The 18,882-nt window shown below is 75.6% G+C and carries 15 protein-coding genes and 1 pseudogene; 6 read left to right on the top strand and 10 right to left on the bottom strand.

The features are described from left to right. Positions 1-152 precede the first annotated feature (152 nt). Complete coding sequence (locus tag LV78_RS38500; RefSeq protein ID WP_253851129.1) at positions 153-950, bottom strand: GGDEF domain-containing protein; 798 nt, start codon at positions 948-950, stop codon at positions 153-155. A gap of 149 nt (positions 951-1,099) precedes the next feature. On the opposite strand from LV78_RS38500, the gene LV78_RS38495 reads away from it, so the two are divergent. Further along, the gene (locus LV78_RS38495) at positions 1,100-3,715 is read left to right on the top strand and encodes a sigma-70 family RNA polymerase sigma factor (RefSeq protein ID WP_253851128.1); all 2,616 of its coding nucleotides are present in this window, start codon (positions 1,100-1,102) and stop codon (positions 3,713-3,715) included. 173 nt (positions 3,716-3,888) lie between these two features. After that, positions 3,889-4,440 (top strand): GtrA family protein, encoded by a 552-nt coding sequence (locus LV78_RS38490; RefSeq protein ID WP_253851127.1) that lies wholly within the window; start codon positions 3,889-3,891, stop codon positions 4,438-4,440. 70 nt (positions 4,441-4,510) lie between these two features. Here LV78_RS38490 and hisN read toward each other — a convergent pair whose 3' ends face one another. Continuing rightward, a complete protein-coding gene (hisN, locus tag LV78_RS38485; protein WP_253851126.1) occupies positions 4,511-5,353 on the bottom strand; it encodes a histidinol-phosphatase in 843 nt (280 codons plus the stop codon). A gap of 32 nt (positions 5,354-5,385) precedes the next feature. Between hisN and LV78_RS38480 the strand changes: the two genes are divergently transcribed. Continuing rightward, positions 5,386-6,057: a response regulator transcription factor gene (locus LV78_RS38480; RefSeq protein WP_015805064.1), complete on the top strand. Its 672-nt coding sequence runs from the start codon at positions 5,386-5,388 to the stop codon at positions 6,055-6,057. Next, entirely contained in the window at positions 6,057-7,331 is a 1,275-nt protein-coding gene (locus LV78_RS38475) for an ATP-binding protein (protein WP_253851125.1), read from the top strand. The genes LV78_RS38480 and LV78_RS38475 overlap by 1 nt, the downstream gene beginning before the upstream one ends. A gap of 672 nt (positions 7,332-8,003) precedes the next feature. Here LV78_RS38475 and LV78_RS38470 read toward each other — a convergent pair. From LV78_RS38470 to LV78_RS38440, 7 genes and pseudogenes are all read right to left on the bottom strand, one after another. After that, positions 8,004-8,255, bottom strand: a pseudogene (locus LV78_RS38470) (hypothetical protein); the annotation flags it as partial. Further along, positions 8,252-12,412 carry a TNT domain-containing protein gene (locus LV78_RS38465; protein WP_253851124.1) on the bottom strand — a complete coding sequence of 1,387 codons (4,161 nt, stop codon included), beginning with the start codon at positions 12,410-12,412 and terminating at the stop codon, positions 8,252-8,254. The gene LV78_RS38465 and the pseudogene LV78_RS38470, both read right to left, overlap by 4 nt. 14 nt (positions 12,413-12,426) lie before the next feature. Then, on the bottom strand, positions 12,427-12,735 hold the full coding sequence (locus tag LV78_RS38460; protein ID WP_253851123.1) for a WXG100 family type VII secretion target: 309 nt from the start codon (positions 12,733-12,735) through the stop codon (positions 12,427-12,429). Beyond that, complete coding sequence (locus tag LV78_RS38455; RefSeq protein WP_253851122.1) at positions 12,732-13,208, bottom strand: YbaB/EbfC family nucleoid-associated protein; 477 nt, start codon at positions 13,206-13,208, stop codon at positions 12,732-12,734. Before LV78_RS38455 ends, LV78_RS38460 begins: the two co-directional genes overlap by 4 nt. A 211-nt stretch (positions 13,209-13,419) precedes the next feature. Continuing rightward, positions 13,420-14,349 carry a hydroxymethylglutaryl-CoA lyase gene (locus LV78_RS38450; protein WP_253851121.1) on the bottom strand — a complete coding sequence of 310 codons (930 nt, stop codon included), beginning with the start codon at positions 14,347-14,349 and terminating at the stop codon, positions 13,420-13,422. A 190-nt stretch (positions 14,350-14,539) separates the two neighbouring features. After that, positions 14,540-15,058 (bottom strand): PH domain-containing protein, encoded by a 519-nt coding sequence (locus tag LV78_RS38445; RefSeq protein ID WP_253851120.1) that lies wholly within the window; start codon positions 15,056-15,058, stop codon positions 14,540-14,542. A gap of 32 nt (positions 15,059-15,090) precedes the next feature. Further along, complete coding sequence (locus tag LV78_RS38440) at positions 15,091-15,852, bottom strand: biotin--[acetyl-CoA-carboxylase] ligase (protein ID WP_253851119.1); 762 nt, start codon at positions 15,850-15,852, stop codon at positions 15,091-15,093. Between the two features lie 235 nt (positions 15,853-16,087). On the opposite strand from LV78_RS38440, the gene LV78_RS38435 reads away from it, so the two are divergent. Next, positions 16,088-17,719, top strand: a complete 1,632-nt coding sequence (locus tag LV78_RS38435; RefSeq protein ID WP_253851118.1) for an acyl-CoA carboxylase subunit beta — start codon at positions 16,088-16,090, stop codon at positions 17,717-17,719. Between the two features lie 23 nt (positions 17,720-17,742). Then, the gene (locus LV78_RS38430; protein ID WP_372495042.1) at positions 17,743-17,955 is read left to right on the top strand and encodes an acyl-CoA carboxylase subunit epsilon; all 213 of its coding nucleotides are present in this window, start codon (positions 17,743-17,745) and stop codon (positions 17,953-17,955) included. Between the two features lie 67 nt (positions 17,956-18,022). Here the strand turns inward: LV78_RS38430 and LV78_RS38425 are convergent, their stop codons facing one another. Further along, entirely contained in the window at positions 18,023-18,445 is a 423-nt protein-coding gene (locus LV78_RS38425; protein WP_253851116.1) for a hypothetical protein, read from the bottom strand. Between the last annotated feature and the right edge of the window lie 437 nt (positions 18,446-18,882).

Genomic DNA, 18,882 nt, shown 5'->3' with positions numbered 1-18,882 from the left:
CGCTGCCGGACCACGCTGCCGGACCACGCTGCCGGACCACGCTGCCGGACCACGCTGCCGGACCACGCCCTCTCCGCCTGACATCGCCCTCAACACCTCCCCCCGCCTCCCCCAGTCCTCTGGGCCCCGCGCCTCCCCCACCCCTCAGGGCCTCACCCAGTCCTCGGCGGGGTCGCGAGCAGTGCGGACACCTCCTCGTAGGTGTCCGGCAGCGGCCTGAGCACGAGTTTGGCCGGGCCTGCCGGGTTGACGTGCGGGTCTACCGCCAGCCTCGCCTCGGCCTTCGCCGCCAGGCGGTCGAGCCTGGCCTCGACGTCCGCGTCCCTGCGCAGCAGGACCGCCGCGACCGACGGGCCTACCGAGGCGACCGACTCGCCCGCGTCGAACACCCCGCGCAGGGCGTCCGCGAGCAGCGTCATGGCCACCACCCTGGACCACCCGGTCGCGTTGTCCAGATCAAGTGACACGAACAGCAGCGCGTAGTCGGTCGGGGTGGCCGCGTACACCTCCCTGAGCCTCGTGCGCAGGTAGGCGGCGGTGGCCAGGCCGGTCAGGGGGTCCTCGGCCTCGGTGCTCGCCGACCGGTCGAGGACGACCTCGGCCCAGCCGAGCGCGGTGGCCCGCAGGAGCTTCGCGGGGACCGCGTCGACGTCCGCGCGCGGCGCGCCGACCTCGACGCCGGGGGTCACCAGGACGGCGTGCAGCGCTGCGAGGTCGAGCAGCGTCTCGGCGAGCCCCGCGCCGGATTCCGCCCGCGCGGCACCGAGTCCGGCCAGCGCCTGGCTCGGGTCGTCGCTGCCGAGGACGACCTCGCACACGTCGTCGACCTCCGCGAGCGACCAGTCGTCGGCGAACGCCCAGCCCGCCGCCAGCGCGGCCGACCGCCAGCGCCGCTTGAGCGCCCGGCTCCCGTCGACCGCCTGCCTCACCACCGTCTGGCTCACGCTCACCCGGTTACCTCCTCCGCAGGACGTCCACACGAAGGAGTGACGTTCGACCGGCTCAGCCATGACGGCAAAAACCGGGACACGTTTGAGTGACTTGACGTGACCGTGCGCGACGCGGTGCGGAAGACTTGCCGCGCGAGGGGAGGGACCACGTGGCGACCGTTCCTGCTGATGTCCCGAGACCGGGGGACGCGGAACTGATCGAGTCGGTGCGCGGGGGTGATGTCGCCGCGTACGGACAGCTGTACGAGCGCCACGTCACCGCCGCCTACAACCTGGCCCGGCAGTTGGCGCGCTCCTCGGCGGAGGCGGACGACTTAGTCTCCGAGGCCTTCTCGAAGGTGCTCGACGTGCTGCGGGGCGGCGGTGGCCCCGACGTGGCGTTCCGCGCCTACCTGCTGACCGCGCTGCGGCACAACGCCTACGACAAGACCCGGCGGGACCGTAAGGTCGAGCTGTCCGAGGACGTGTCCGAGGTCGCGCCGGAGGCGGTCAGCGTGCCGTTCCGGGACACGGCCGTCGCGGGGCTGGAGCGATCGCTCGCCGCGCGCGCCTTCGCCCGGCTGCCCGAGCGCTGGCAGACCGTGCTGTGGCACACCGAGGTCGAGGGCCAGTCGCCCGCCGAGGTCGCCCCCCTGCTGGGGATGACGGCCAACGGCGTGTCGGCGCTGGCCTACCGGGCCCGCGAGGGCCTGAAGCAGGCCTACCTCCAGGTGCACCTGGCCGAGACGCAGGCCGTGCGCTGCCGGGCGACCGTGGACCGGCTGGGCGCGTGGACCCGCGCCGGCCTGTCGAAGCGGGAGACCGCCCAGGTCGAGACGCACCTGGACGAGTGCTCGGACTGCCGGAGGCTGGCCGCCGAGCTGGCGGACGTCAACGGGGCGTTGCGCGCCGCCATCGCGCCGATCGTGCTGGGCGCGGGGACCGCCGGGTACCTGGTGTCCTCGCGCAACTCCGCTTCCCCGACCGCCACGGCCGCCGCGGGCGGTGTCGCGGGCAACGCGCTGGCCGACGCGCTCGGCGGGGCCACGGCCCAGGCCGCCGAGGGCGCGGGTGGCGCGGCCGGTCGCTCGGGCGCCGCCTCGGGCGCGGCCGGGATCGCGGGCGAGGTGGTGCGGGCGGCGCTGAGCGGTGGCCCCCGCCAGCTGCTCGGGCTGGCCGCGTCCGCCGCCGCGCTGATCGTCGTGGTCGTCGTGGCCATCGCCGCGCCGAGCGGCGGTTCCGGCCCGGACGTCGCGCAGTCCCCCGCCGCCGTCGAGCAGAGCGAGGGCACGCCCGCCTCCCCCGGCGCGCCGGTCCCGCCCACCTCGGGCGAGGCCGACCCCGCGCCGTCCGAGGCGCCGCCGTCCAGCGCGCCCGCCGACGCGGGCGAGACCGGCGTGGTCCCGCCGCATGCGGGCACCGGCACCGGCACCAACCAGGGCAACCCTCCGCCGCCGCCCGGCCAGGACCCGCCCCCACCGCCGGGGACCAGCACCACGGCCCCACCGCCGCCGCCGGAACCCCCGAAGCCCCCGAAGCCCGCGTCGCTGACCGCGACCTGGCCCGACGACTACTCGCTCACCCCCGGCCAGGACCCGAAGCCGCTGGACATCGTGGTCGCCAACTCCGGCGGGCTGGTCTCCGAGGTCCCCGTGCTGGCGCTGGACCTGCCCCGTGGCGTCTACCCGGTCGGCTTGTCCAGGCTGGCCGCCGCCGCTGACGGCGACCTGGTGGAGTGCGGGCCGGTGGACGGCCCGTTCACCTGCCCGGCGACCAGGGGCGTCGACCCGGCGGGTGAGGTCCTGTTCCGGCTGCTGCTGGTGGCCGACCGCACCGCCGAGGGCGGCGCGATCACCGGGACGCTCAACGCCGGGACCACGATCGCGGTGCGGCTGGACGTGCCGGTCACGGTCCTGCCCGAACCGGACCAGGTGGCGCTGGAGGTGCAGAAGCGCGAGTACCCGCGCTGGGGCCACTCCGAGCTGGACATCACCGGGATCAACGCCGGGAGCCGCAGCGCGCGGCTGGAGCTGAGCGCGCAGGCCGGGGAGAACCTGTGGCTCAAGTGGAGCCGGAAGCGCGAGGCCTGCCGGGGCGGTGAGACCGGGCTGGAGTGCCAGGCCGACCTGCGGTCCGGCGGGAAGTTCCGGATCGCGGTGAGCGTGTACGCGGTGCGGGCGGAGAACCCGGCCTCGGAGGAGCCCGTCACCGAGGAGCCGGGCGCCGAGGAGCCGGGCACCGGGGAGCCCGGCGCCGTGGAGCCGAGCGGCGACGAGCCCACCGCCGGGAACCCGACCGGTGAGAACCCGGTCGCCACCGCGCGCGGGCGGGGGAAGCACCGGCCCTGGGTCTGGGGCACGGTGACCGTGACGGCCCGGATCGGGGACGTGTCGCAGACGATCGACGTGGAGGTCCGGGCCTGGGAGTACGACCACGGCCCGCAGCACCCGCCGTCGAGCAGCAACCCGCCGACGACGACCACGACCAGCAGCACCCCGCCGACCACCACCACGACGACCACGCCGCCCCCGACGACGACCACGACCACGCGGCCGAGCCCGCCGTCGAGCACGCCGCCGAGCAGCCCGCCGTGGACGCCGCCGAAGACCCCGCCGCCCGGCCACACCCGGCCGACCGACCCGCCGCTGCGGCAGGAGCCCGCGGCCACCCCGCCCGCCGCCGTGCCGCAGGAGCAGACCGAGGTGGTGGTCGAGCTGCCGGTGTGCACGACCGGCGAGCCGCCCGCGCTGGACGAGGTGGTGACCGTCTGCCGGGTCGCCACCTGAGCGGCCCGCCCGAGCGACTGGGACAGGGCGACTCGGGTGGGGCGGCGCGAACCTGCGCCGCCCCACCCGAAAACGCTGCGTAATCAGGCACAACGGGCCGACGGGATGTGGGCTGGGTTGCACTCCGCAGCGGTTTGCGCAGGTCATTCACCCGATTTCCGTACACTGCTGAGGTGTCCGTACTGGAGAACGCTGCTCACCGGCTCCCCGAGCCGCTGCGCTCGCTCGCGCTCAAGCACCGTGAGTTGCTGAAGTTCGCGCTGGTCGGCGGGACCTGCTTCGTGATCGACACGGCGATCTTCTTCGCGCTGAAGTCGACGGTGCTGCTGGAGAAGCCGGTCACCGCGAAGATCGTGGCCACGCTGGTGGCGACGATCGTGTCCTACGTGCTGAACCGCGAGTGGTCGTTCAAGACCCGCGGCGGACGGGAGCGGCACCACGAGGCGGCGCTGTTCTTCCTGGTCAACGGCATCGGGATCGTGCTGAACTCGATGCCGCTGTGGGTCTCCCGGTACCTGTTCCACCTCCAGGAGCCGGAGGTCAGCAGGCTGGTCCAGGAGGTCGCGGACTTCGCCAGCGCCCAGATCATCGGCACGCTCATCGGCATGGCGTTCCGCTGGTACGGGTACAAGAAGTGGGTTTTCCCCGACGAGGGCGCCCGGACCTCCCGCGCGGAGCGGAAGTCCTACCCGGCGGCCGAGGACGAGAACCTCGGGCATTCCTGAAATCGGGCGAACGTGCGAAAAGCGGCATCCCGCGAACGGGGTGCCGCTTTTCACGTCCGGGTGAAGAACCCTATTCGCCGGGAGCGCCGAGGACGTCCAGCGCGGCCCGGTGGAGCAGCCCGTTCGACGACAGCGCGCTACCGCCCTGGAACGTCTCCGCGCCGGACAGGTCGCTGAACGCGCCGCCCGCCTCGGTGACGAGCACCTGGAGCGGCGCCACGTCCCACGGGTTCACGACCGCCTCGGCGGCCAGGTCGATCGCGCCCTCGGCGACCAGGCAGTGCTGCCAGAAGTCGCCGAACGCCCGCGACTCCCAGGTGGCGTCCACCAGGCGCAGGTAGGCCTCGCGCGAGTGGTGCTCGGCCCACGAGTTCAGGTGCGTGGTGGACAGGTACGCGTCACCCAGGTCGGCGACGCGCGAGGCGGTGATCCGCCGCTCCCGCGACGCGCCCGCCTCGGCCGAGCGGACCCACGCGCCCGCGCCGGTGGACGCCCACCAGCGGCGGCCCAGCGCGGGCGCGCTGACCACCCCGACGACCGGCCGACCGTCCTCGACGAGCGCGATCAGGGTCGCCCACGCGGGCACCCCGCGCAGGAAGTTCTTGGTGCCGTCGATCGGGTCGAGCACCCACGTGCGGCCCGCGCCGACGCTCCCGCCGAACTCCTCCCCCGCGATCGCGTCGGCGGGCCGCTCGGCCGCCAGCAGGTCGCGGATCGCGGTCTCCACGGCGGTGTCCGCGTCGGTCACCGGGGTGCGGTCGGGCTTGCGGTCCACCACCAGGTCCAGCGCCCGGAAACGGGCCGAGGTGATGCCGTCCGCCGCGTCCGCGAGGCGGTGGGCGAGCGCCAGGTCGGCGGCGAGGTCGGTCGCGCGGTCGGGGCTGGGTGCGGAACTGCGGTCGGAGCCGGTCACGCGGCGATCGTGCCACGCCTAGTCTGGGTCCCGTGAGTGTGGTCTTGCTGGCCGAGGACGACCCGGCGATCGCTGAACCGCTGTCCCGCGCGCTGCAGCGGGAGGGCTACCAGGTGCACGTGGTCGGGGACGGGCCCGGTGCGCTGGAGGCAGCCGAGCACGGCGGGATCGACCTGCTGGTGCTGGACCTGGGGCTGCCCGGCATGGACGGGCTGGAGGTGTGCCGCAGGCTCCGCGCGGGCGGGCGCGGCGTGCCGGTGCTGATGCTGACCGCGCGGTCCGACGAGGTCGACTTCGTCGTCGGGCTGGACGCGGGCGCGGACGACTACGTGGCCAAGCCGTTCCGGCTCGCCGAGCTGATGGCCCGCATCCGCGCGCTGCTGCGCAGGCGGGCCCCGGAGACGCTGGAGGTCAACGGGGTGCGCATGGACCTGGCGGCGCGGCGGGTCACCGTCGACGGCCAGGAGGTGCAGCTGGCGAACAAGGAGTTCGAGCTGCTGCGCGTGCTGATCCAGCGGGCCGGGCAGGTCGTGAACCGCGACGAGATCCTGTCGGAGGTGTGGAACGACCCGGAGCTCAAGAGCAGCAAGACGCTCGACATGCACATGTCGTGGCTGCGCCGGAAGCTCGGCGACGTGCGCTCGGTGGAGCGGCGCATCGCCACGGTGCGGGGCGTCGGCTTCCGCTTCAACACCACCGACTGATGCGCTCCCGCATCCTGCGAGCGATCCTGGTGGCCGTCGCGGTCACCGGGATCGTGCTGGGGCTGCCGCTGGGGTACACGGCGCTGCGGCTGGTCGACGACAGCGCGCACGGCGACCTGGCCAGCCGCGCGCAGCGGATCGCCGCGCTGATCGACGACCAGATCGCGGGCGGCAGCGAGATCGACCTGCGGCCCGCCGAGGTGGGCGTCCCGGTGGGCGGGCACCTGGTGGTCACCTCGCCGGACGGGGTGCGGGAGCTCGGGGAGCCGCTGGCCGAGGCCGCGCTGAGCGTCGAGGTGCCGATCGCGCAGCAGGGGACGGTGCGGCTGGAGGTGTCGGCGCGGCCGATGCGCACCGACCAGTACCGGATGGCGGCGCTGGTGGTGCTGCTGCTGGTGCTGTCGGTGGGGACCGGGACCGTGGTGGCGACGGTGACGGCGCAGAAGCTCGCGCGTCCGCTGCGGCACGTGGCCAGCCGGGCGGCGCGGTTGGGGGCCGGGGACTTCAGGGCCGATCCGCGCAGGCACGACATCGAGGAGCTGGACCGGCTCGCCGAGGCGCTGGACCGGTCGGCCGTGGCGCTGGCGCAGCTCGTGCAGCGGGAGCGGGAGCTGGTCGGGGACGTGTCGCACCAGCTCAGGTCTCGGTTGACGGCGCTGCAGCTGCGGTTGGAGGCGCTGGCCGAGCACCCGGAGCCGGAGACGGCCGGGGAGGCGCGGGCCGCGCTGGAGCAGGCCGAGCGGTTGACCGAGGTGCTGAACGAGCTGCTGGCCGCCGCGCGGGCGGCGCGGGCGATCGACGCCGAGCCGCTGGACCTGCACGGGGAGCTGACGGCGATCGCCGAGGAGTGGCGGGAGCAGCTCAAGCGGGAGGGGCGGGGGCTGCGGGTGCGGGTGCCGGAGGGCCTGCTGGCGCGCGCCACGCCCGCCCGGCTGCGGGAGGCCATCGGGGTGCTGCTGGACAACGCCCTGCGGCACGGGGAGGGGCAGGTGCAGGTCACCGCCCGCAGCGACGACGGGACCGTGGTCGTGGAGGTCGCGGACGGCGGGAGCGGGGTGCCGGACGAGCTGGCCGGGCACATCTTCGAGCGCGGGGTGTCGGGGGGCGGGTCGTTCGGGGTGGGGTTGGCGCTGGCCCGCGCGCTGGTGGACGCGGACGGGGGGCGGCTGGAGCTGTCGACGGCGCGGCCCGCGACGTTCGCGGTGTTCCTGCCGGTGCCGAAGGCGGAGGACGTGGTGGGCGTGACCTGGCGGACGGATGTGACGCCCCGGTAGGGGTGGGTGGGGCGCGGGGGGCGGGTGCGCCGGTAGGGAGCGGCGGGCTGCGCGGGAGCAGGCGCCCCGGCGGCGGAGTGGGCGGGGCAGGACGTGCCGGGCGAGACGCGCCGAACCAGCCGCGCAGCAGACCGGACGAGAGGCGGGCCGGACGCGAGGCGAGCCAGCGGCGAGGCAGACCGGCGGCGAAGTGGGCCGGTGCAAGGCGGGCCAGCGGCGAGGTGGGCTGGTGGCAAGGCAGGCAAGCCACGGGGCCGGACCAGCGGCGAGGCAAACCAGCGGCAAGGCAGGCAAGCCACGAGGCGGGCCGGTGGCGAGGCAGACCAGTGGCGAGGTGGGCTGGCGGCAAAGCGGGCCAGGCGCGAAGCGGGCCGGACGCAACGGGTGCCAAAGCGACGGCTCACGCCGCACCGCTCCGCGCGGGGCGAACCCCGGACGCGGGCGGCGCGGTGATCGGCGGGTGTCCCCGGATCAGCTCTGCTGGCCGGATCAGCCCTGCTGGGCAGCCGGTGGTGGGGGTGCGGGCTTGAACGCCGCAGGCGCGACCGCCGGGGGCGTCAGGACCGGCGTGATCACCGGGCGCGCGGGTGGCGGTGGCGGGGGCGCCGGGGTCGGGGGCGCGACCGAGGCGGACGGGGCGATCGTGGGCGCGGGGGCGGGCTTCGCCCGGTCGAGGACGCCCACCGCGCCGCGCGCCACCTGGGCCCAGGCCAGGCGGCCGAACAGGTAGTGGCAGGCCACGTCCTCGGCGGTGAACGCCACCCAGTCGTAGCGGTTGCCCTGCTCGCGCCAGAACACCTCGAACTCGGTGCGGTCGTCGTCGTGGACCAGGCACCAGGTGTTGTCGGCCTCCTCGCCGATCGACACCACCTCGTCCGGCACGCCGACCGCGCGCAGCCAGTCCCGGATCGACTCGGCGTTCACGGCAGCTCCTCCAGGTAGCCCAGCGCCACCAGGTCGGCGACGGGGTGGGTGGCGCGGTAGCGGGCGCCGCCGCCGCGCTGGCCGAACCACCCGGCGGACAGCGTGTAGTGCGCGGGCAGCTCGCGCAGCACCCGGTAGCGGCGGTAGCCGGAGGTCGCGGCGGCTGGCGGCAGCGAGCGGGCCGGGTACGGGGTGCCCGACCTGGACAGGACGCGGCCCTCGGGGGTGCCGAAGCGGTCCAGCTCGGTGCCGGGGGCCAGCTCGACCGGCTGGCCCGACTCGTAGCCGCCCTCGGGGAACAGCTCGGCGGGCGGCCACGCGTACTCCGGCGGCTGCGCCCTGGCCAGGAAGCGGTGCTCCCAGTCGCGCTCGTGCGTCCCGGCCAGCGGGTCGTAGCCCACCATGAGCGCCGCCGGGGGCTTGGGCGCGCCGGGGTCGCGGGTGGGCGGGGTGGTGGTGGTGGTGGTGGTGGGTCGGGCGGTGGCCACCAGGTGGGACCGGGGGTGGTCGCCGGGCGGGAAGCGCAGGCCGTCCGCGTAGTCGTCCTCGGACTCGGCCGGGCGCGGGAGCTGGCGGGCCGGGCGGCGGCTCGGCTCGGGGAGCGCGCCACCGGGGAACAGGGCCAGCACGAACGCCGACAGGTCCGAGTCGGGCTGGTCGGTGGTGGACGGGTCGGCGGGCTGGTCGGCGGCCTGCGCGGTGGTGGACTGCGCGGTGGTGGTCTGGCCTGCGGGCTGCGCGGGCGTGGCCTGCTCGGGTGCGGACTGGGCCGCGACCACCGGGACGGAGGCTGCGGACGGCGCGGGTGGCGTGGGCGCCGCCGGGACCTGCGGGACGTCGGGCACGGCGGGCGCCGTGGGCATCTCCGCCGCCGTCGGCGGCTGCACCAGCGGGGTGCGGCCCGGCGCGTCCAGGGGCGCGTTCGGGTCGGGGGTGAAGTCCAGGTGGCCAGGGCGGGCGCCGGGCTTCGCGGGGGTCCTCGGCTCGGGCTTCGGGCCGGGGTCGTGGTCCTGGTCCGCCGGGGCCGGGGCGCCGGTCGGCGCGGGCGCGCCGCCAGCCCGCTGGGACATCGGCGCGCCACCGCCACCGCCGCCCATGGCCTGCGGCGGGATGGCCATCATCGGCATGAAGCCGAGGCCCGCGCCCACCCCTGCCTGGTCGTTCTGCGCCTGCTGGGACTGCTGCGCCGGTTCGGGGGCCTGCGCCGCCGGGGCCGGGTCCTGGGCGCGCTCGACCTGCTGCTGCCCCTCGCCGGGCAGGACGCCGCCGGACAGGCCGTTGGAGCGGTGGGTGACGCCTGCGCCCCGGTCGTCCAGGTCGGGTTCGACGTCGCCCGCGTCGATGTGGCCCGCGTGCTGGACGCCGTCGGTCTGCGGTCGGGCGCCGAACGCGGTCGACTGCGGCACGGCGTGCGCGGTGGAGTGGGTGGCCTGCGCCATCGGCGCGCCGCCTGCGGCGGGCGGCACCACGCCGCCGCCCATCGGGGCGCCCGCGAACTGGTTGGTGCTGGTCTGGCCGCCGTCGGAGGCGGTGGCGGCGCCCTGCGCCACGGCGTCCCCGCCCGCGCCCACCGGGGCGTCGGCCGCGTCGCGCGCGTCGTCGGAGAGGTGGGAGCCGGGGAACCGGCCGTCGTCGGACCGGTCGACCTCCAGCGGCACGCCGGAACCGGCCGTGAGGTCGGCGGCGGCGCTGGCGACGGTGTGGCCGAGCGGCTGGCCAGCGGCCTCCGCACCGGCCTGGCGCACCCCGGCGGCGAGACCGCCCTGGTCGGCCAGCTCCTCGGCCTTGGCGGTGACCGGCGCGGTCCACGCGGAGGCGCGCTCGGCAACGTGCGCGGCGCCGGGCACGAGCCCGGTCGCGCCCGCGAGCGGACCGGCGGGGATGGCGTCGTGCACGAGCGGCACGGGCTCGGTGAGCGGGACCTGCGGCCAGGCCCCGTCCCGGTCGGCGACCGGGGCCACGACGCCGGGCGCCACGCCCGCCACGACGTGGCCGAGGTCGGGCGCGGTGGCGGTGGCGTGGGGGGCGGTGGCCGAGACCTGGTCGGCGAGGTGGGCGATCCTCGCCGCGTCGGCCGAGACCTGGTCGGTGAGGTGGGCGGCTCCCGGTGCCTCGGCGGAAACCCGGTCAGCAAGGTGAGCGCTCCCCGACGTGCCTGCGGAAGCCCGGTCGGCGAGGTGGGCGGTGGTGTCGCGGGCGGCGTGACCGAGGTCGGCCGCACCGGGCAGGACAGCGCTCCCCGAGGCGACGCCGGGCGCAGCGTGCCCGAGGTCCGCCGTGCGGGGCAGGACAGCGCCCGCCGACGCCGCAGCCCGGTGGTCGATGGCGTCGGGGGCCGTGTGCGAGGCGGTGCGGCCGAGGTCGGCAGCCCGTTCGGTGGTCCGCGCGAGCGGGTCCGCCCCACCACCGGCGCGCTCGGGAGCGGCCTGGCCGAGATCAGCCACCTGCCCGCCGACCTGCGCGAGCGGGTCGCCCGCCCAGGCCGTGGCGCGCTCGGGAGCAGCGTGGCCGAGGTCGACCGCCTGCTCGCCGGTGCCCTCCCACCCGGTGGCGCGCTCGGAAGCGGCGTGGCCGAGATCAGCCACCTGCTCGCCGGTCCGCGCGAGCGGGTCGCCCGCCTGACCACTGGCGCGCTCGGGAGCGGCGTGGCCCAGGTCGACCGCCTGCTCGCCGACCTGCGAGAGCGGGTCGCCCGCCCAGCCGGTGGCGCGCTCGTGGGTGCGGTCGGCGGTCGCCGCGCCGCCCTGGAGCGGCTGCCCCGGTGCGGGCGGCTTGCGGTCGGCGTGGTCCTGCTCGGCCAGTTCGCTCTCGACGTCCCTGAGGTCGGCCAGTACCGCGTCGCCGAGCATCGGGCGGTCGTTCCAGCCCGTTCCCGCGCCGCGCGCGCCGTCCTTCAGCTCGGCGGCGCCCTTGGCGTCCGCCGCGCCCTTCGCGTCACCCGCGCGGGCGTCCGGGGCTCGGCCGTCGCCGCCCGCCCGCACGTCGTTCCTGCCGTCCAGCGGGGCGCGCAGGTCGGTGGGGCGGTGGTCCGCGCCGCGACCGGCGCCCGCACCGCCGCCGCCACCGGCGAGGCCGTGGGCGCCGGGCGCGGTCGGGGCTCCGGGGGCCTGCTGGAACGCGGCGGGCGCGCCCGCCTGGGGCGTCGTGGCCTGCTGCGCGGTGTTGCCCATGCCGCTGAGCGCGTTCGCGATCGACCCGCTGGGCGTCCCGCCGACCTGCGCGGGGCGGTCGAGCAGGGCTGCGGCCGACTGGCTGGTGGTGCCCTCGTGGCGGGGCGCGTGGTCGGGGACCGCGCCCGCCACCTGGGCGGGCGCGGAGTGCTGTCCGGCCTGGGGCGCGACGTCGCCGACGTGGACGGGAGCGGCGACCTGGCCGACCTGCTGGGCGATCGGCTGCGCCGCGGCGGCCACCGGCTCGGCGACCTGGGGCGCGACCTGGCCGACGACCTGCGCGGCGGTCTCGACCGCCGGGCGCGCGACGGCGTCGACCACCGGCTCCACCAGGTCGACCACCGGCTGCGCGACGGCCTCGACCGTGCGCGTCGTGGTCTCCACCACCGGGGTCACGACGTCGTCGACGAGACCGTCGACCACGTCGAGCAGGCTGCCGCGCACACCGGGGTTCGGGTTGACCGGCGGCTGGACGCCCGCCACGTCGGCGCCGCTGTCCAGGCGCACCGAGTCGGTCAGCGCGGCGGTCAGGTTGGCCGCGTTCGCCGCCGCCCCGCGCACCGCCGTGTCCAGGCCGAGCAGCGCGGACGGCTGCCCGGCCGACGCGGACGCCTGCGCGGCGTCGGCGTTCTTGGCCAGGTTGACCAGCTCGCGCACCAGCTCGACCTTGGCCTTGCCGATCTGGCTCGCCGCGTGGTCGAGCCGGTCGGCCGCCGCGTGGCAGTCGCGGGCGGTGCCGACGAGGTCGCCGTCGGCGTCGATGAACCGGTCCCACCGGGTGCGCGCGGCGGTGGCGGTCGATCCCGCCATGCCGCCGAGGACGCGCCCGGCCGAGTCGTCCGACTCACCGGCCAGCCCGTCCAACCCGCGCCCGGCCGCGCGCCACGCCGCGGCGGAGGCGCGCAGCTTGTCCTCGTCGGCCTGCGGCCACGACACCCCGGCCCTCGCGGCGACCTCGGCCAGCTCCGCGGGCAGTTCGATTCCCATCCCCGGTCCCCTGGTCAGACCGCGTTGAACGCGGTTTCGTTGCCCTCGTCGACCTTGCGGTAGGTGCGCTCGGTCGCCGCGAAGCGGTCCTGGAGCCCGCCGAACTGGCCGTTCAGGCCGTCGACGCGCTCCCTGGTGGAGGCCGCGGGGCCGACGTGGCCCTCGGCGAAGCTGCGGCCGACGGCGTCGTCGCCCCAGCACGGGCCCAGCGCTTCCAGCGCGGCGCCCAGGTCGGCGGCGATGCGGCCCGCTCTGCCCGCGAAGCCCTCGAAGTCGGCCGCGCCACCGCGCAGCTTGGCCAGGTCGGCGTCGAACCCGCTCACCGGTTCCTCCTCTGCGAGGGCGCGCTCTGCGTCGGCGCGGCTTCCGTGCTCAGCCAGTCGCGCTGGTCGAAGTCCTCGTCGTCGTCCACGAGCGGGGCCCTGCGGTTGGGCGGGGGCAGCTCGTCCTCGGTGAGGTCGGCGGTCCCCCTGACCAGGGCCTCCGGGTCGGTGGCGGCGGGCAGCACCGGGGTGAGGGCGTGCAGCATCTTCTCCATCGCGCGCGCCACGGCGGCCTGGGTGGTGCGGACGACGACCTCGGCGAGCTGCGGCGGGCGCAGGCGGTAGGCGGCGTCGGCGATGAGCAGCTCGGTGAGCACGCCCTGGGCGTCGACGACGGCGGTGACGCACCCGTCCGGGCTGGTGGCCGAGGCGGAGATGGCGGCGAGTTCGCGGTGGGTCACCGCGAGCTGCTCGCGGCTGCGCCGGTAGTCGGCCAGCAGCTCGTCCACCTGGGCGCGGTGGTCGCTCGTCACAAGCACCTCCGGTGCATCCGACCCCACCGGCGGCGGACGCCGGCTGGGCGTTGGACGCGCGGAGCGCCCTGGGGGTTCCGACTCGTTGCGGTGATTTTCCGGCATCACCGGGAGCAAGATCCACCTGGGTTGGGCGCGGCGCGCTGACCTGCGGGGCAGTCGCCTGGGGACAGGGCGGTCGCCAGTTCGGGGACCGACTGCCCGATCGGGGTCAGCCGCGCAAGGCCCGGACGACCCTGGACGGGCTGGGCCTGCCCAGGTGCTCGGCGAGCCACGCGCTGGTGGTGGCGAGCGCGTCCAGGTCGACGCCGTGCCGGACGCCGAGGCCGTCGAGCATCCACACCAGGTCCTCGGTGGCGAGGTTGCCGGTGGCGGACTCGGCGTACGGGCAGCCGCCGAGGCCGCCCGCCGAGGAGTCGACCACGCGCACGCCCGACCGCAGGGCCGCGAGGGTGTTGGCGAGCGCCTGGCCGTAGGTGTCGTGGAAGTGCACGGCGAGCGGGTCCGGGTCGCCGAACGCGGTCAGCAGCGCGGTGACCTGGCCGGGGGTGGCGACGCCGATGGTGTCGCCGAGGGACAGCCGGTGGCAGCCGAGGTCGAGCAGGCGCTTGCCGACCGCGACGACCTGCTCGCGCGGGACCGCCCCCTCCCACGGGTCGCCGAAGCACATGGAGACGTAGCCGCGCACCTGGAGCCCCTCGGCGCGGGCGCGGGTGATCACCGGGTCGAACATGGCGAACTGCTCGTCCAGCGACCGGTTGAGGTTGCGGCGGGCGAAGGACTCGGTGGCGCTGGCGAAGACGGCGACGTGCTCGACGCCCGCCCGCAGCGCCCGGTCGAGGCCGCGCTCGTTGGGCACGAGCACCGGGTAGGCGACGCCGGGGCGGCGGTCGAGCCGGGCCAGGAGGTCCTCGGCGTCGGCGAGCTGGGGGACCCACTTCGGGTGGACGAAGCTGGTCGCCTCCAGGGTGGTCAGCCCGGCGCCCGCGAGGCGGTCCAGGAACTCCAGCTTCACGTCCAGGGGGACGGTGGCGGACTCGTTCTGGAGGCCGTCGCGCGCGCCCACCTCCCAGATGGCGACCTCGGCGGGGAGGCCGTCGGAGGGGGTGGTGTCCGGCAGGCCGAGCTCGCGGGCGCCCATGCCCCGGAAGCTAGCACGGCCGGGTGGTGAGCCGCGTCACAGCGGGTGACGCGGTCCCGGAACGCCGAGGACCCCGCCCGTCGTGCTCGGGGCGGGGTCCTCGGGGAGCGCAGCTACGGGCGCGGAGCAGACGAAAACCACACCTGTTGAACCGCAGCGCGGGGCCGAGGCGCAGCGGTCCCTGGTTTCCTCACCGCTCCGCGGTGAGGGGCTGGAAGTCGTCGTCCGGGTTGTCGTTGATCTCCCGGTAGAGCAGCGAGTGCACGCGCTCGACGTTCGGGATGTCGTCGAACGAGAGCGGCTCGTCCGAGGCCGACTCGATCACCAGCGTGCCGCAGCCGAGCACCCGGTCGAGCAGGCTGTGCTCGAAGCGGACGCTGTTGATGCGGGTCAGCGGGATGTCCAGGCCGGTGCGGGTGACCACGCCGACGCGGTACATGACGCGGTCCGTGGTCATGATGAAGTGCGTGGTCCGCCACCGGACCAGCGGCGCGAGGGTCAGCCAGACCACCAGGACCAGGCCGATCACGCCGATCGCGATCCAGGCTGTCAGCTCCCAGGAGCTGCCGGACGCCAGCGCGGCCAGGTAGCCGCCACCGCCCGCGACGACGATGAACACCAGCACGGGGCCGAGCAGCATCTTCCAGTGCGGGTGGTTGTGGATCACAACGTGCTCGGCGGGGCTGAGCAGGTCGTCCGGGTAGGCCACGGGTCCTCCGGGGACGGTGGGGACGGTCCGGATCACCGTACTCGCAGGTGGACCACATCCCCGGCGGAAACGGTGTGAGACGTGCCCGCCCGGTCGCGGACGACGAGCGTGCCGTCCGCCAGGACGTCCTCGGCGACGCCGAGCAGCTCGCGGCCGGTCAGCTCGACGCGGACGTCGCGGCCGATCGTGGCCGAGTGCTCGCGGTACTCGGCGAGCAGCGCGCCGGGCAGGCCGTGGTTCCCGCGCCACTCGGCCTCCAGCGCGGCCAGCTCGGCGAGCAGCACCTCCGCGACGGCGAACCGGTCGGTGACGCGCGCGCCGGCCTCGGCGAGGCTGGTCGGCGGGAGGCCGCCCGCGCCGGGCTGGACGCCGGGCGGCAGCGGCGCGGTGTTGAGGCCGATGCCGACGACGACCGCGTCGCCCGCGCTCTCGGCGAGCACCCCTGCGGCCTTGGCGTCGCCGATGAGCAGGTCGTTGGGCCACTTGAGGGTGGCGGTGGCGCCCGCCCACTCGGTGGCGCGGACCAGGGCGAGGCCGGTCAGGAGGGTGACCCAGGGCAGGCGGGCGGGCGGGACGCCGGGCCTGAGCAGGACGCTCAGGTAGAGGCCGCCGCCGGAGGACACCCAGCTGCGACCCCTGCGGCCCTGACCGGCGGACTGCGCCTCGGCGACGAGGACGGTGCGGTCGGCGGTGGCGGGGGCGGCGGCGACCAGGTCGGCGTTGGTGGAGCCGGTGCTGGGGACGACGCGGATCTCGGCGTACGGACCGGCCGGGGCGACGAGGTGCTCGAACACGGCGCAAGCCTAGGAGGCGGGTGGAGGAGCGCCCCACCCCGCCGCGCTTGTCGGAGCGGTGTGGGTTCCCGACGGGGCAGGGCGCCTGCGGCACAGCCTGCAACCTCCAGCGCGGTGGAGGTCAAGTCGGCCCTCCCGAGCGCGCCGAGCTGCACCGGTGCAGTTCCGCGACCCCGCAGTCCCGCGCGTTCTCGGGCACCGCCATCGGTGCGGTCCGTGGTTAAGCTCACCCGTCATGAGCAGTGCGACCGCCCCACTCGGTGACGAGCCGGACCTGCGCACCACCGCGGGCAAGCTCGCCGACCTGCGCAGGCGCAACGAGGAGGCCGTGCACGCGGGTTCGGCGCGCGCGGTGGAGAAGCAGCACGCCAAGGGCAAGAAGACCGCCCGCGAGCGGATCGAGCTGCTGCTCGACCCCGGTTCGTTCGTGGAGCTGGACGCGCTCGCCCGGCACCGCTCCACGAACTTCGGCCAGGACCGCAACCGCCCGTACGGCGACGGCGTCGTCACCGGCCACGGCACGGTCGACGGGCGGCCGGTGTGCGTGTTCAGCCAGGACGTGACGGTGTTCGGCGGCTCGCTCGGCGAGGTCTACGGCGAGAAGATCGTCAAGGTGATGGACCTGGCGCTCAAGACCGGGCGACCGCTGGTCGGCATCAACGAGGGCGGCGGGGCGCGCATCCAGGAGGGCGTGGTCTCGCTCGGCCTGTACGCGGAGATCTTCCGGCGCAACGTGGCGGCGTCCGGCGTGGTCCCGCAGCTCTCGCTGATCATGGGGACGGCGGCGGGCGGGCACGTCTACTCCCCCGCGCTGACCGACTTCGTGGTGATGGTCGACAAGACCTCGCACATGTTCATCACCGGGCCGGACGTGATCAAGACCGTCACCGGCGAGGACGTCGGGTTCGAGGAGCTGGGCGGCGGGCGGGCGCACAACACGAAGTCGGGCAACGCGCACCACCTGGCCGCCGACGAGGACGACGCGATCTCCTACGCCAAGGAGCTGCTGTCGTACCTGCCGTCGAACAACATGTCCGACCCGCCGGTGCTGGACGGGCCCGGCGACCTGGTCGGCGGGTCGATCGAGGACTCGGTCACCGAGTCGGACCTGGAGCTGGACTCGCTGGTGCCGGACTCGGCGAACCAGCCGTACGACATGCACGAGGTGCTCACCCGCGTGCTGGACGACGGCGAGTTCCTGGAGGTCCAGTCGCTGTTCGCGCCGAACGTGCTGGTCGGGTTCGGGCGGGTCGACGGGCGGTCGGTGGGGGTGGTCGCGAACCAGCCGACGCAGTTCGCCGGGTGCCTGGACATCGACGCGAGCGAGAAGGCGGCGCGGTTCGTGCGGACCTGCGACGCGTTCAACGTGCCGGTGCTGACGTTCGTGGACGTGCCGGGGTTCCTGCCGGGCACCGACCAGGAGTGGAACGGGATCATCCGGCGCGGGGCGAAGCTCATCTACGCCTACGCGGAGGCGACCGTGCCACTCGTCACGGTGATCACCCGGAAGGCTTACGGCGGGGCGTACGACGTGATGGGGTCGAAGCACCTCGGCGCGGACGTGAACCTGGCCTGGCCGACCGCGCAGATCGCGGTGATGGGGGCGCAGGGGGCGGCGAACATCGTGCACCGGAAGGAGCTGGCGAACGCGCTGGGCGCCGGGGAGGACGTGGAGGCGCTGCGGGCGCGGTTGCAGCAGGAGTACGAGGACGCGCTGTGCAACCCGTACGTGGCGGCCGAGCGGGGGTACGTGGACGCGGTGATCCCGCCGTCGCACACGCGGGCGCACGTGGCGCGGGCGTTGGCGGTGCTGCGGGACAAGCGGGAGACGTTGCCGCCGAAGAAGCACGGGAACATCCCGCTGTGAGCGACCGGGGACACCTTCGGGTGGTGCGGGGTAACCCGACCGAGGAGGAGTTGGCGGCGCTGGTGGCAGTGCTGACGGCGGTGGCCGCTCGGCGGGCGGCTGAGGGCGCGGGTGCGGGCTCGGGTTCGGGCTCGGCCGAGCGGGAGGCGTCGCGGTGGGCGGACCGGTCGCGTTTGGTCCGGCAGCCGCTGGGGCACGGGCCGGGGGCTTGGCGGGCTTCGGGGTTCCCCCGGTAGGGCAGGCTGAGCCGGCCGTGGCGGGCGACAGCGGCCGGGCGGCTTGGCCAGGACGGCCGGGCTCGGGTCAGCAGTCCACGCGGCGGCTGTTGAGCTCGAAGCCGACCTGGTTGAACACGATCACCTCGCGGCAGCGCACGCCGCCGTCCGGGAGGTGCAGCCGCACGCGCATCCACACCGAGTCGTCGCGCACGCCGCCGGGGGTCGCGGCCAACACCTCCACCGCCTCGCCCGCCACCGCCTGCGGCAGCCGGGCAACGTCGCGCTGGGCGCGGGCGGTCGCGAGGAACGAGTCCATGGCCCGGCCCTCGGCGTGGTCGGCGTTCGTGGCGAACGGCCAGAACGGGAGCCCGTAACCGACCGGGTCGGTCGAGACGACCAGGCCCGCGAACGCCAGCACGGCGGTCGCGAGTCCGCCCACCAACCAGCGGAGCCTCGCCCGGCCGATCCGCCGGACAGGCCGCCGGATCACCAGTCGCCAGCTCTGCACGAACCCGAGAGTGCCCCCTGGAGGGGCTGCCACGCATGGGTAAGACTGCTTAATTCGCCGGTTCGGGCGCCGGGTGGCGCAGGTGAGGGGATGTCGCGTTCCCGCTGGAAGAGCGGGCGGCGGACGGCCCGGAACGGGTCGGGTGGTGGTCTGGCGGCGGTGCGGGGCTCGCGGAAAGCCGAAGTCACGACGGGGGCGAGTGGTTGCGCGGGCTTGCGAACCACGCTACCGAAACTGCGGCGGGCAGGCGGGCAGGCGGACAGGCGGACAGGCGGACAGGCGGACAGGCGGACAGGCGGACAGGCGGACAGGCGGACAGGCGGACAGGCGGACAGGCGGACAGGCGGACACGGGCAGCGGCGGACACGGGCAGCGGCGGACACGGGCAGCGGCGGACACGGGCAGCGGCGGACACGGGCAGCGGCGGACACGGGCAG

It is taken from the genome of Actinosynnema pretiosum (genome assembly GCF_024171695.1).
GTDB classification, from domain to species: Bacteria; Actinomycetota; Actinomycetes; order Mycobacteriales; family Pseudonocardiaceae; genus Actinosynnema; species Actinosynnema pretiosum.
The sequence above is the reverse complement of the archived record's forward strand: the minus strand, read 5'-3'. Positions and strand labels throughout refer to the sequence as shown.

Coding starts and splice junctions, on each gene's coding strand:
- LV78_RS38475 (WP_253851125.1), top strand. CDS start 6,057: ATGCGCTCCCGCATCCTGCGAGCGATCCTGGTGGCCGTCGCGGTCACC.
- LV78_RS38465 (WP_253851124.1), bottom strand. CDS start 12,412: ATGGGAATCGAACTGCCCGCGGAGCTGGCCGAGGTCGCCGCGAGGGCC.
- LV78_RS38450 (WP_253851121.1), bottom strand. CDS start 14,349: ATGGGCGCCCGCGAGCTCGGCCTGCCGGACACCACCCCCTCCGACGGC.
- LV78_RS38435 (WP_253851118.1), top strand. CDS start 16,088: ATGAGCAGTGCGACCGCCCCACTCGGTGACGAGCCGGACCTGCGCACC.